Annotated in this window: 11 protein-coding genes; 3 read left to right on the forward strand and 8 right to left on the reverse strand. The window is 63.2% G+C overall.

Annotation, left to right across the window (positions count from 1 at the left end; genetic code table 11):
- Positions 1-142: 142 nt before the first annotated feature.
- A complete protein-coding gene (gene lon / locus NTV05_13695; protein ID MCX6545448.1) occupies positions 143-2,593 on the reverse strand; it encodes an endopeptidase La in 2,451 nt (816 codons plus the stop codon).
- Between the two features lie 125 nt (positions 2,594-2,718).
- Positions 2,719-3,174, reverse strand: a complete 456-nt coding sequence (locus NTV05_13700; protein MCX6545449.1) for a TraR/DksA C4-type zinc finger protein — start codon at positions 3,172-3,174, stop codon at positions 2,719-2,721.
- A gap of 601 nt (positions 3,175-3,775) precedes the next feature.
- Between NTV05_13700 and rpmB the strand changes: the two genes are divergently transcribed.
- Complete coding sequence (gene rpmB, locus NTV05_13705; protein ID MCX6545450.1) at positions 3,776-3,967, forward strand: 50S ribosomal protein L28; 192 nt, start codon at positions 3,776-3,778, stop codon at positions 3,965-3,967.
- A 3-nt stretch (positions 3,968-3,970) separates the two neighbouring features.
- Complete coding sequence (locus NTV05_13710; protein MCX6545451.1) at positions 3,971-4,357, forward strand: RidA family protein; 387 nt, start codon at positions 3,971-3,973, stop codon at positions 4,355-4,357.
- Here the strand turns inward: NTV05_13710 and NTV05_13715 are convergent.
- A complete protein-coding gene (locus NTV05_13715) occupies positions 4,354-6,537 on the reverse strand; it encodes a bifunctional (p)ppGpp synthetase/guanosine-3',5'-bis(diphosphate) 3'-pyrophosphohydrolase (protein MCX6545452.1) in 2,184 nt (727 codons plus the stop codon). The genes NTV05_13710 and NTV05_13715 overlap by 4 nt on opposite strands.
- Before the next feature lie 391 nt (positions 6,538-6,928).
- Here NTV05_13715 and NTV05_13720 point away from each other — a divergent pair, with 391 nt between their 5' ends.
- On the forward strand, positions 6,929-7,879 hold the full coding sequence (locus NTV05_13720; protein MCX6545453.1) for a tetratricopeptide repeat protein: 951 nt from the start codon (positions 6,929-6,931) through the stop codon (positions 7,877-7,879).
- A gap of 311 nt (positions 7,880-8,190) precedes the next feature.
- Here NTV05_13720 and NTV05_13725 read toward each other — a convergent pair whose 3' ends face one another.
- From NTV05_13725 to NTV05_13745, 5 genes are all read right to left on the reverse strand, one after another.
- Complete coding sequence (locus NTV05_13725) at positions 8,191-8,658, reverse strand: biopolymer transporter ExbD (GenBank protein MCX6545454.1); 468 nt, start codon at positions 8,656-8,658, stop codon at positions 8,191-8,193.
- The gene (locus tag NTV05_13730; GenBank protein MCX6545455.1) at positions 8,658-9,089 is read right to left on the reverse strand and encodes a biopolymer transporter ExbD; all 432 of its coding nucleotides are present in this window, start codon (positions 9,087-9,089) and stop codon (positions 8,658-8,660) included. Before NTV05_13730 ends, NTV05_13725 begins: the two co-directional genes overlap by 1 nt.
- A gap of 94 nt (positions 9,090-9,183) precedes the next feature.
- Positions 9,184-9,861, reverse strand: a complete 678-nt coding sequence (locus NTV05_13735) for a MotA/TolQ/ExbB proton channel family protein (GenBank protein MCX6545456.1) — start codon at positions 9,859-9,861, stop codon at positions 9,184-9,186.
- Positions 9,862-9,966: 105 nt separating this feature from the next.
- Complete coding sequence (locus NTV05_13740) at positions 9,967-10,683, reverse strand: TonB family protein (GenBank protein ID MCX6545457.1); 717 nt, start codon at positions 10,681-10,683, stop codon at positions 9,967-9,969.
- 350 nt (positions 10,684-11,033) lie between these two features.
- Positions 11,034-13,469: a sodium-translocating pyrophosphatase gene (locus NTV05_13745; protein MCX6545458.1), complete on the reverse strand. Its 2,436-nt coding sequence runs from the start codon at positions 13,467-13,469 to the stop codon at positions 11,034-11,036.
- Positions 13,470-13,539: the final 70 nt, after the last annotated feature.

A 13,539-nucleotide genomic window follows, 5' to 3' on the forward strand; every position in this document is an offset into this window, starting at 1 on the left:
ATACGCACAATATAGGGCTACCAACCCGATCTGTCAAGCCATATTTAGTGACTACATTATGCGCCCACAAAACCTACGGAAAGATACAGGTTTCGGCCAGAAAGTATGCAATCAGTTACTGTCGACAGCGCGGAACTTCAGCCTAGCGCCCTCGCGCGGCGGATTGGCGTTTGCGCCGCGTCCGGGGCTTGGGTGACATCGCTGCCGGCAGTGCCGCTGGCAGCGCCAGCGCGAGCACTTCGTCAATCGTGGTGACGAAGTGGACCTTCAGATCCCGCCGCAGGTCCTCGCTGATGTCTTCGTTGATGTTCTTCTCGTTCTGCCGCGGGAGAATCACCTCGCGCAGGCCGACGCGACGCGCCGCCAGCACCTTTTCCTTGATGCCCCCGACCGGAAGCACCCGGCCGCTCAGGGTAATCTCGCCGGTCATCGCCAGATCGCCGCGCACGGGCCGGCCCATGATCTCGGACGCCAGTGCGGTGACCATCGCGACGCCTGCCGACGGGCCGTCTTTCGGAATCGCCCCTGACGGCACGTGCAGGTGAATCTCGGCGTCGTGGAAGAAATCCCCCTTGACACCGAAGCGCGTGGCGTTGGCCCGCAGCCACGACAGGGCGGCCCGCGCGGATTCTTTCATGACGTCGCCGAGATGTCCGGTCAGCGTCAGCGAGCCGGTCCCCTTCATGCGTGAGGCTTCGATAAAGAGCACCTCGCCGCCTACCGGCGTCCACGCGAGGCCGATTGAGACGCCCGGGGCCTTGGTCCGCTCCTCGACCTCCTCATCGACGAACTTCGGCGCGCCAAGCAGATCCATGACCACGGCAGAGGTGATGGTGACCGGCGCCTCGTTGCCTTCGGCGTAACGCCGCGCGACCTTGCGGCACAGCGCAGCGATTTCGCGCTCGAGGTTGCGGACACCCGCCTCGCGCGTGTACCCCCGGATGACCGTCCTCACGCTGTCGTCGGTGAATGTGATGCCTTCGGCGGTGAGGCCGTGGTTCTTCACCTGTTTGGCGATCAGGTGCTCGCAGGCAATCTTGAGCTTCTCCTCTTCGGTGTAGCCCGGCAGTTCGAGCACCTCCATCCGGTCACGCAAGGCGGGAGGCACCGGGTCGAGGACATTCGCCGTGGTGATGAAGAGCACCTCCGACAGATCGAAGGGCACGTCGAGGTAGTGATCGCGGAACGTGTTGTTCTGTTCCGGATCCAGAACCTCCAGGAGTGCCGACGCCGGGTCGCCCCTGAAATCCGATCCCAGCTTGTCGATCTCATCGAGGATGAACACGGGGTTCCTGGACTCCGCCCGCCGGAGTCCCTGAATCACCTGTCCCGGCAGCGCGCCGATGTAGGTGCGCCGGTGGCCGCGGATCTCGGCCTCGTCCCGCATGCCGCCGAGCGAGACGCGAACGAACTTCCGGCCGAGCGCGGTGGCGATCGACTTGGCGAGCGATGTCTTGCCCACGCCGGGGGGACCGACGAAGCAGAGAATCGGTCCCTTCATCTCGGGGTTCAGCTTCCGTACGGCCAGGTATTCCAGAATGCGATCCTTGGCCTTCTCGAGATCGGAGTGATCCGCGTCGAGGATGCGTTTCGTGTGGGCCAGATCGATGGTCTCCTCGGTGCGCGCCGCCCACGGCAGCGTCACGAGCCAGTCAATATACGTGCGCGACACCGTGTACTCGGCGGCCGCCACCGGCATCCGGGACAGGCGCTCCAGTTCGCGGAGCGCCTCCTTCTTCACCAAATCCGGCATGCCTGCCGCCGCGATCTTGTCGCGCAGTTCGTCGATCTCCTTGGCCTGGTCGTCGCCTTCTCCCAGCTCCTTCTGGATCGCCTTCATCTGCTCGCGGAGGAAGTAGTCGCGCTGGTTCTTGCCGACTTCGGACTGGACCTGCGACTGGATCTTCGAACCGAGTTCCAGCACCTCCAGTTCCTTGATGAGGATTCGGTTCAGGTGCGCCATCCGCTCACGGAGGTCGAGCGTCTCGAGCACCTCCTGCTTGACCGGCGTGCCGATCGTGCTCAAGCTCGACGCTATGAAGTCGGCCAGCCGTCCCGGCTCCGCGATGCCCAGCGCCAGCGTCTGCAGGTCGTCGGAGAGCAGGGGCGAGAGCGACACGACCTGCTGGAAATTCGACTTGATGTTCCGCTGCAGCGCGTCGATCTCCAGATGGTCGGCCTCCTGGGTCATGTCTACGGCGTGCCGTACGCGCCCGCGCAGATAGGGACTGGTAGAGACGATGGCATCAAGGTGCAGCCGGGCGAGCCCCTGCACGATCAGGCGAAGGCTCCCGTCCGGCAGTTTGAACATCTTGTGAATGTGCGTCGCCGTGCCAACGGGATACAACTCCTCGGCGCGCGGCTCCTCGACGCTCGCGTCGCGCTGAGTGAAGACCGCGATCAGCTTGCCGGTGCCGATGGCCTCGTCAATCAAAGCCACGGAGCTCTCGCGGGCCACAGCCAGCGGCATGAACGAATTGGGGAACAGGACCGTGTCGCGCAGCGGAAGGATCGGCAGTTCGGGCGGAATCGAGAGCGCCTTCTCTCCGCCTGTTAAATCCTCTAGCGGCGGCCTTTCGGGTACGTCATTCATCCGCAACCCTCGCTTCTGGCAGGGGCGGGACGCGCCATTGGCGTCCCCGGCCGCAGTCGAAACAGAAAAAGATTCGGCGGGTTCCGGCCCGCGAGGGCCGACAACCCGCCTGAAGAATGCCGCAGTCAGTTGGAGATGTCAAAGAAGAGCGACGAGGAGGCTGATCGCTGCGCCATCAGCCGCTCGCGATGCATCGCGTTCTCACGTGCCTGCTCGCAATCCTTACAGCGCACCGCGAACGGCAGGGCGCGCAGGCGCTGCTGGGCGATCTCGTCGCCGCACTCGAAGCAATCGCCGTACGCTCCTTCTTCAAGCCTGGACAGCGCTTCGTTGATCTTGGTCAGCGTCTCGGCCTTCATCTGGATCAGCGCGAACTCGATGTCCTCCTGAATGTCCGCCTCGGAGCTCTCGCCATCGTCGAGAACTCCGCCTGTCTTGCCGTGCGAACCCTCGGTCCGGACGCCGCGAATCTTCTCGTGCACTTCGCTCATGATTTCACGACGGCGGTCTTCGAGCATGCGCTTCAGCTCGCCGTAACGATCGCTTTTGGTGCCCTTCACGGTTGCGCCATTGGTAGCCATGGTGTCCGACGCTCCTTTCGCGTCATCCTGGGACGTCAGCGTCTCTATGCCAGCAACACCCTTGCAAAGAATCTGCCATTCTAGCCGGGTGGCTCGGTACTGTCAATCCCCATCTGCCATCCGGTGGTCCGTGGCGCGCTCACTCCCGCCCGGCCGTCAGCACCTTCCACGTCAGCCCTGCCTGAGCCCAATCCATCAGCAGCCACAACCAATTGATAACACATGCCTTATAGCACTACGCTTCGCGCGGACCAATTGCGCCTGCTGACCACGTTAACTCATTAGACGCCGGAGATCCGGCGACGGTTCGACAATCCGATCTAAATTGTCGGAGTAAGATGGGCTGCCAGGAGGAGTGACCTTGGAAGGGGACGTGTGGCATCTCCGCCACATGCGCGTGGCAGGTGTGCGCGGTGGTGTTTCTTGAATCTGACCGCAGCGCCGCGCCAGCACGGTGGCGCGACGCGGTCCGCAGCGGGAGACGAGGCATCACGGACGGGTCGCCCCGTCGGAATCAGCTCGAAGTCGTGGTATGATTGGGGATTCCGCCCTGTCTGATTGGGGGTCATGAGGACCCTTCGGAGGCGGCAGGTGATGATGTATGGCAAGAAGATGTGAAGTGTGCGGCAAGGGCCCGGTGATGGGCCGCAAGGTCAGTCACGCCCATAATGTCTCCGCACGGTGGTTCGAGCCGAACCTGCAGACGGTCCGCGCCTCGGTCAACGGTGGCGTCAAGCGGATGCGCGTGTGCACGCGGTGCCTGCGCTCGAACAAAGTCGTCAAGGCCGCCTGAGCCATGCGCAAAGCCATCAGCACCACCGACGCGCCGCAGGCGATTGGTCCCTACTCCCAGGCCATCCGGGCCGGCACTCTCCTTTTTGCGTCCGGCCAGATTCCCATCGACCCGGTCTCCGGGGCCGTGGTGGCCGGTGATATCGCCGCGCAGACGCGCAGGGTCTTCGACAATATCGCCGGCGTGTTGAAGGCGGCCGGCGGGTCGTTCGAGCAGGTCGTCAAGACGACGGTATTTTTGGCCGACATGAATGACTTCGCGGCGATGAACGCGGTCTACAGCGAGTACTTCAACCAGCCTGCGCCTGCGCGTTCGACGGTCCAGGTCGCGCGGCTTCCGCGCGATGTGCGCGTCGAAATCGAGATTGTGGCCGATCTGTCGGGCTGCTAGAGCGTCGCCTGCCCGCTGCTGGTTGGCACAGCCCTGGCCCGGTCGACGGCAATCACGCCCTTGACGCTCTTGAGCGCCTTGATCACCTTCTCCAGGTGCTTCATGTCGCTGATTTCCACAGTGACCTTGATCCAGCCCCGCTGAGGCTCGTCGGTGCGAGCCTCGATGTCGATGATGTTCGTGTTGACGCCGGTAATCCGCGCGCTGACCTCCGCAATGATCCCTTTCCGGTCCTCGACCGACACGGTCAGCCTGACGGTATAGCGCCCCGCGCCCTGGCCCTTGTCCCACTCGACGTCAATCCGGCGCTCCGGGTCGTACAGCAGGTTGGTCACGTTGGGGCAGGTGGCGGCGTGCACGGACACGCCCTTGCCGCGTGTGATGTAGCCCACGATTTTCTCCCCGCGAATCGGATTGCAGCAGCGGGCCCGGACCACGAGAAGGTCGTCGGCGCCAAGCACCTTAATCTGGTCGCCTCCCAAGCCGATCGCCCGCTTCACCGCCGCGGTCACGGCCGACTCGCGCTGTTCCTTGAGCGCACCATCCGGGACGGCCTTGGTGAGGACCTGCCTGGCTCCCACCTTGCCGTACCCGATTGCCGCGAACAGTTCCTCCGCCGCCTGCGCACCCCATTCCGGAGCGATCCGGTCGAGGGTGTCCTCGTCGAACAAGGTCTTCAGGTTGACGCCGTAACGCCGGGCCTCCTTCTCGAGCAGCTTCCGCCCGAGATCGACGGCCCGCTCATTCTCCTCCCCGTGCAGGAACTGCCTGATTTTGTTTCGAGCGCGGGTGGTGACAACGTAGTTCAGCCAGTCGCGGCTGGGTTTGTGTTTGGGACTGGTGACAATCTCGATGATGTCGCCGTTCCTGAGCCGCGTGCGCAGCGGCATCATCTTGCCGTTGATGCGCGCGCCGATGCACCGGTGGCCGACGTCGGTGTGAATCGTGTACGCGAAATCGATGATTGACGAATCGCGGGGAAGGGCCTTGACCTGGCCCTTCGGCGTGAAGGTGTAAACCTCTCCCGGATACAGATCGACCTTGAGATTCTGGATGAACTCCTGCGGATCTCTCACTTCCTGCTGCCACTCGAGCATCTGCCGCAGCCACTGGAAGTACCGCTCGTCGTTGGCGGCGCCGACCCGGCCTTCTTTGTACTTCCAGTGCGAGGCGATTCCCTCCTCGGCCTGACGGTGCATTTCCTCGGTCCGGATCTGCACCTCGAACGCGATCCCGAGCGCACTGATGACGGACGTGTGAAGCGACTGGTATCCGTTGGGCCGCGGCATCGCAATGAAGTCCTTGATGCGGCCGGGCACCGGGGGCCACGCATGATGAATGATTCCGAGGCTGGCATAGCAGTCCTTGACGGTCTTGGTGATGATGCGGATCGCCAGGAAATCGTACACCTGTTCGAGTTCGATCTTCTGGCGCTTCAGCTTCTCGTTGATGCTGTACAGCCGCTTGATCCGGCCGTCGATCGAGACGATCGGAATGTCGGCCTCGCGAATCTTGGCGTCCACGGTGCGGACCAGCTCCTCAACCAGGCCCTCGGTCGCCTTGCGGCGCCTTTCCACGCGGGCCTTGAGCGCCGCGTAGGCTGCCGGCTCCAGGTGCCGGAACGACAGATCCTCGAGTTCGTTCTTCAGCCGGCTCATCCCGAGGCGATTGGCGATCGGCGCGTAGATGTCGAGGGTTTCCTGCGCGATCACGACCCGGCGGTCCTCGGGCATGTGTTGGAGCGTCCGCATGTTGTGCAGGCGGTCGGCGAGCTTCACCAGGATGACCCGGATGTCGTCGATCATCGCCAGGAGCATCTTGCGGAAGTTCTCCGCCTGGCGTTCGGCGCTGGACGAGAACGGGATGGCGCCGATCTTGGTCACGCCTTCGACCAGGTGCGCGACTTCCGGGCCAAACAGCTCCTGGATGCGTTCGACCGTGGTCAGGGTGTCTTCGACGACGTCGTGCAGCAGGCCCGCAATGATGGCCGCCGGATCAAGCTTCAGATCCGCCAGAAAGTAGGCGACTTCGAGCGGATGGACCAGGTAGGGCTCCCCCGATCGGCGAACCTGGCCCTTGTGCGCAAATGCCGAGAAGACGTACGCCCGCCGCAGTTGCTCGACGTCGGCCTCCGGAATATAGGCCTGGGCTCGTTCGACCAGATCTTCGAATCGAATCATGGCGGATGGTGTCTAATTGTTGACAGGAATATGTGAACCCGTCTCGGCACCATCATAGGGATCGGTTCGGCGGGCGGTCAAGGAATGAGGGTTTCCGGCCCAATCGGTCGAGGCGAGGGTCGCTCGCGCGCCGCAGTCTTGTCCGCCGCCGCGCGAAGCGCTATGGCGAGACCCCGACGAAGCTGGACGAGCGAAGTCGGGGCGAAGGCGGGTTGCTTGACTCACATGTTTTCGGTTCATTATACTGGCCCGGCTCGGGGGTTTGGCCTTTCGGCGACTGTGAGAGCGCCTGGCCCTCTGGACGGCTGGTCTCAATTCGATTTGTTCTAATTCTGATGGCCGGTTCCGGCCGATTCAAGCCGCGCCGCGCGCGTCTGGTAAGGGGGACACAATGTTGAGGGGATTCTGGCGGGGCGCATCACTGGCGATTCTCGCGGGGCTGGCCCTGTCGCTGGTTGCGTGCAGCCAGTACAATAAACTTCAGGCGGTCTCGAAGTTCAAGGACGGCAACGCGCAGTACCGACTGCAAGAGTACAAGAAGGCGGCCAAACTGTACGAGGAGGCGGTCGCCGCCGACCCCGAGATTCAGTTCGCGTACTTCTTCCTGGCCAGCAGTTACGACAACATGTACAAGCCGGCTCGGAAGGGTGAGAAGGAAAACGACGAGTACCTGACCAAGGCCATCGAGTACTACAAGAAGTCCGCCGAAGTGGAGAAGGACCCGACCTACAAGAAACGGGCGATGGAATTCCTCGTGGCCGCGTACGGACCCGACAAGATGAACGATCCCTCACAGCAGCTGCCGATCGTCGAAAAGATGATCCAGACTGACCCGCAGGACACCTCCAGCTACTTCCAGCTCGCCAAGATCCACGAGGACGCGGGTGAGTACGACAAGGCCGAGGCCGTCCTGCTGAAAGCCAAGGAAGCCCGGCCAAACGACCCGAACGTCTTCCTCCAGCTGGGCGGGTTCTACAATCGGCAGGAAGAATTCGGCAAGACCATCGAGGCGCTGACGCAGCGGGCGACGATTGAGCCGAACAACCCGGAGGCCTACTACACGATCGCGACCTACTACTGGGACAAGGCCTATCGCGACTTCCGCCTCAAGGAACCGGAGAAGAAGCAGTTTGTCAGCCAGGGTATGACGGCGATCGACAAGGCGCTCCAGCTCAAGCCGGACTACATGGAGGCGATTACCTACAAGGGGCTGTTGCTCCGCCTCCAGGCCACGTTCGAGAAGGACGCCGCCAGGCAGTCGGCGTTGCTCAAGGAAGCTGAGAAGCTCCAGAACGAGGCCAAGGAGCTGCAGAAGAAGAAGCTGGCTGGCGTTACCAAGTAGAGACGCCGGCCAAACCCACTGACGACCTCCTGGGGCCGTCTCAGCCGGTGGCTGGGGCGGCCCTTGGGCTGTACAGGGGGTTTGGCTCAGGAGGCCTTGATGGGGCGCACAGGGGCCGTTTCGCGAAGCGCCACGGCACCTCTCGGTCCGTCGGGCTGCCGTTCGTCTCCCCGACCGTCTATGGTTCGGGCACGGCATGCCGTGCCCCTACGCGTGCTTCTTGCTTCTTCCGGTCCCGTACAAACGTACGGCCGACCAACCCGCGCGAGGCGGGTCAGCCGGCCGATATTGAGGCGCCGATGGGACGGGGCCTAGCCGCCGGTGGCCACGCCAGCCGCCTGGCGCATCCCCTCGGTGACGATGCCGACCTTCTCGACACCCGCGCCCTTGGCGGCGTCGATGACGTCGGTGATGTCACCGTAGCGCAACCGTCCGTCGCCCACGATGAACATCGTCTTGTCCTTGCGCTGCTCGAAGATGTTGCGCAGGCGGGTCTCCAACTCCCCGATGCTGACGTCCTGCTTGTTCACCGAGATGCGCCGGTCCGCGGTGTACTCGAGAACGATCTGGCTGCTCGGCTCATTGATCTCGGTCTTGCTCTTGGTATCGAGCGGCAGATTGATGTCGAGGCCCTTCTGCGTCAGCGGCAGCGCCGCCATGAAGATAATCAGCAGCACGAGGAGCACGTCGATCAGCGGCGTGACGTTCATGTCCGCGCTCGCCGTCAGTGCCTTCGACTTGACGTTCTCCTCTGCGCCGAAATGCTTGTGGTGTGCCATCACTGACCTCCCGATGTACTGATCTTGCGTTCAGTGATGAGACCGATGTTCTCGATATTCGCGGCCCGCAGCCGGTCCATCGCGGACATGATGGCAGAATACGGAGCATCCTTGTCGCCCTTGATCAGGACGACTTTCTCCTTCTTGTTCTCCATCAACTGCGTGATCTGGTTCGTCAGATCATCCTCGCGGATCCGCATGCCGTTCAGGTACATCACCTTGTTGGCGTCGACCGCGACCACCGTCTGCTCCTGCGTTTCCGGCTTGTCCGCGGTGTTGGCGGCCTGCGGCAGCGTCACAGGCACGCCCTGCTGCAACATCGGGGCGATAAGCATCATGATGATCAGCAGCACCAGCATGACGTCCACCAACGGCGTGACGTTGATGTCCGCCTTGAGGTTGCCCTTGCTGCCGCCCACATCCATTGACATAGTGACCGTCTCCTCTGTCTAACTCCCGCATCTGCCCGCCCGAGCCCTCCGCGACCCCGCACCGGGGCCTGGCAGGAGACCGAGACGTGCGTGACTAGGCGGTCTTCTTGATGAAGTAGTCCACCAGCTCCGACGAGGAGTTGTCCATTTCGACGTTGAAGTACTCGATCCGGCCCGTCAGGTAGTTATAGAACCACACCGCCGGGATGGCCACGACGAGTCCGAGCGCGGTCTCGACCAGCGCTTCCGAGATGCCGGCCGACACGGACCCGAGACCGCCGGAGCCGGTAGCCGCGATGCCCTGGAACGCCGTGATGATGCCGATGACGGTGCCGAGCAGCCCGACGAAGGGTGCGGTGGCGCCGATGGTCGCCAGCGCCGCGACGCCGCGCTTCAGGTCGGAGGCGGTCAGGGCCGAGGCGCGCTGGATGGCGCGGCGCACGGTGTCAACCACGTCTTCGCGGCTCAGCGCGGTCCCGCCAGTCGTGTCCGCCTGGTACTGGTACTCGTTCAAGCCGGCCAGCACGACCTTCGCCAGGTGGCTGTACCGGAATTCCTTCTTCTGCGACAGCGCCAGCGCTTCCTTCAGGCGGCCTTCCTTGAGGTGCTTCGCCACCTGTGGTGCGTACAGCTTGGACTGTTTGCGTGCCTGCAGGAACGTATAGAAACGCTCGATGGCCACGCCGAACGAGATCATCGACATGATGAACAAGATCCACGCAATGGCCTTCGCGAACATGCCCATCTGGTTCCACATATCAATCAGGTTCATGTCTCTCCATCCTCCAGAAAACGAACGATGTTACCTGCCACTGTTCTCCGGGGCGCCGGCAGAAACGGCCCCCTCACCCGCGTCAGTCGACACGACCGACAGGGCCTACTGCAGCGTGAAGTTCACCGTCACCGTCATGATGACCGGTACCGGCACGCCGTTGAGCAGCGTCGGCGTGAACTCCCACTGGCGCACCGCCTCGAGCGCGGCCTGATCGAGCAACGCGATTGATCGCAACACACGAGCGTCTTTCACCTTGCCATCCGGTCCGATCGTCGCCTCGATGATGACGACGCCCTGCACGCGCGCCGACTGGGCGATACTCGGGTAGATGGGCTTGACGTCCTTGACCTTGGTCGGAGGACGGATGTTGCCGCCTACGCGAACCGGCGCCTGCGGTGGCGGCGGTGGCGGTGGCGCTTCCGCAAGACCGCCGACGACGCCGCCAACGACGCCGCCGGGAATTCCGCCTTCAACCCCGCCGGTCACCCCGCCCTCGGGGGCTAAGATGCCGGTCTCAGGCTTGATCTCAGACGGCGCCGTCACCGGCGCGGCCGCCGGGTTCACTTCCAGTATGGGCTTCGGCGCCGCTGCCGCCGGCGGTGGCGGCGGTGGCGGTGGTGGCGGTGGCGGCGGCGGAGCCGCTACAAACGCCATCATGCCCGGGATGCTCGGCAGCACGTCGGCCGCCATCAACGGGATGATCACCACAAGCGCAATAATCAGCGTGTGGACGAAGATCGAGAGCGGAACGGTGTACCACTTCCGACTCCCGAGTGTGATTGAGGGGTTCGTGACGTCCCCGAACATATCGCGTGGCACCGGTCTGTCCTCCTAACCTCTTCGACTCACCCAGTTGACGAAGTCCTTCGATTCACACCCTTGCCTGCGAATTCGTTCACTCAGGCCTTCGTGCTGAGCGAGCATGTTTCGCGGCATCGCCTCGCAAGAACACCAAACCGCCATTACGAGTCGAAGCACGAAGGCGGCCGATTATAGCCAGAGCGTCTTGAGGGTGTCAATGAATCCGTCCCTCACCGTGATTCTGCCTGGCTCCAGACGACCGCCCTGAAAGATTAGACACCAAACAACCGAAATCGGCTATCCGCCAGAAATCCCACGGGTCTGGCGTCTTTCACCAGCCTCGATCGCTCCCCGACGTTGATCTGCCCCTACCGCGCCCCGATGCGCATGCGGTAGAACGACCGCCACACGAACACCACCGCCACGGCAAAGAAGACGGCCGCCAGCGAACGCGTCACGGCCTGGCCCGCGTCGAGGCCCAGCTTGACGGCCAGTTCCACCGCAAGCATTCCAAACAGAGTCGTGAACTTGATCACCGGATTCATGGCCACCGACGAGGTGTCCTTGAACGGGTCGCCCACGGTGTCGCCGATGACGGTGGCGGCATGCAGCGCCGTGCCCTTTTCCTTGAGTTCGGTCTCGACGATCTTCTTCGCATTGTCCCACGCGCCCCCGGCGTTGGCCATGAAGATGGCCTGGAACAGCCCGAACAGCGCGATCGACATCAGGTAGCCGATGAAGAAGTACGGCTCGACAAACGCAAAGGCCAGCGTCGAGAAGAACACGGTCAGGAAGATGTTGAACATCCCCTTCTGTGCGTACTGGGTGCAGATCTCCACGACTCGCTTGCTGTCGGTGACCGAGGCTCTCGTCACACCTTCGAGCTTGATGTTGGCTTTGATGAACTCGACGGCGCGGTACGCCCCCGTCGAGACGGCCTGGATCGAGGCGCCAGCGAACCAGTGAATCATCGCGCCGCCGGTGATCAGGCCCAGCAGGAACGGCGGGTGCAGCAGCGACAGATTGGCCACCAGGTCGGGCTGCAGCCGGTTGGTCAGCAGGAAGATGATCGAGAAGATCATCGTCGTCGCGCCGACCACCGCCGTGCCGATGAGCACGGGCTTGGCCGTGGCCTTGAACGTGTTGCCGGCGCCGTCGTTCTCCTCGAGCAGGTCTTTCGCCCGGCGGAAGTCGACATCGAAGCCGAAGTCCTTCTTGATTTCGGCCTTCACGCCGGGGATCTGCTCGATCGTCGACAGTTCGAAGACCGACTGCGCGTTGTCGGTGACGGGGCCGTAGGAATCGACCGCGATCGTCACCGGCCCCATACCGAGGAAGCCGAACGCCACGAGGCCGAACGCGAACACGGCCGGAGCAATCATCAGCGCGCTCAGACCCATCGAGCTCACGAAGTACGCCGTCCCCATCAGCACGACGATCACGATGCCGAGCCAGTAGGCGCTGAAATTGCCTGCCACGAGGCCGGAAAGGACATTGAGCGACGCGCCGCCTTCGCGCGACGCCTTCACGACTTCCTTGACGTGGCCCGACTCGGTGGAGGTGAAGATCTTGACGACCTCCGGGATGATGGCGCCCGCCAGCGTGCCGCACGTGATGACGGTCGACAGCTTCCACCAGAGCGTGGTGTCGCCGCCGAGCTCCGGGATCAGAAAGTACGACGCCAGGTAGGTGAGGCCCACCGAAACGAACGAGGTCAGCCAGACGAGCGACGTCAGCGGCGCCTCGAAGTTCATCTTGTCGACGGTGCCGTAGCGCGCCTTCGCGATCGCGTTGTTGATCAAGTAGGACAGGCCGCTGGCGATCACCATGATGACGCGCATCAGGAAGATCCAGACCAGCAGCTGCACCTGCACGACCGGCTCGTTCACCGCCAGCAGGATGAACGAGATCAGCGCGACGCCCGTCACGCCGTAGGTCTCGAAGCCGTCCGCGCTCGGGCCGACCGAGTCGCCCGCATTGTCGCCCGTGCAGTCCGCGATGACGCCGGGGTTGCGCGCGTCATCTTCCTTGATGTTGAACACGATCTTCATCAGGTCGGACCCGATGTCGGCGATCTTGGTGAAGATGCCGCCGGCAATCCGCAGCGCCGCGGCGCCGAGCGACTCGCCGATCGCAAACCCGATGAAGCAGGGACCGGCGTACTCCCCCGGGATGAACAGCAGGATGCAGAGCATGATGAACAGCTCGACGCTGATCAACATCATGCCGATGCTCATGCCGGCCTGCAGCGGGATGTGGGAAATCGCGAACGGCTTGCCCCGCAGGCTGGCGAACGCGGTGCGCGAGTTGGCGTAGGTGTTGATGCGGATGCCGTACCACGCCACCCCGTACGACCCGGCGATCCCGACCAGGCTGAAGGCCAGGATGATCGCGACCCGCTCGATCGGAAACTGCATCAGGAAGCCGTAGTAGAAGGCAATGACCGACCCGATGAAGACCTCGAGAATCAGGATGAACTTGCCCTGTTGCAGCAGGTACGTCTTGCACGTCTCGTAGATCAGGTCGCCGATCTCGGCCATCGACCGATGCACGGACTGTTTCTTGATGTCGTGATGAATGTAGTAGCCGAACAGCAGTCCGCCGACGCAGACCAGCAACCCGAGCATCAGCAGGCTCCGGCCATCGGTCCCCAGGAACTTCGCCTGGCTGAGATCTGGCAGGATGAGGCTGGCCTCACCGCCGCCGTGATGCTCGGCGGCAGCCTGGGGCGGCTCGACCTGCGGCGCCCGATGGCCAGCGGCGGTCACAACGGTGCCGGTCAACGACAGCACCGCGACCAGCATCAATGCCATTGTCCAGGCTCGCCGCTGCTGCGACCGCCCGTCGTTCCCGATTGCCCCCATGTTCTTCGCC

The organism is Acidobacteriota bacterium (assembly GCA_026393755.1).
GTDB lineage: Bacteria > Acidobacteriota > Vicinamibacteria > Vicinamibacterales > JAKQTR01 > JBAXOX01.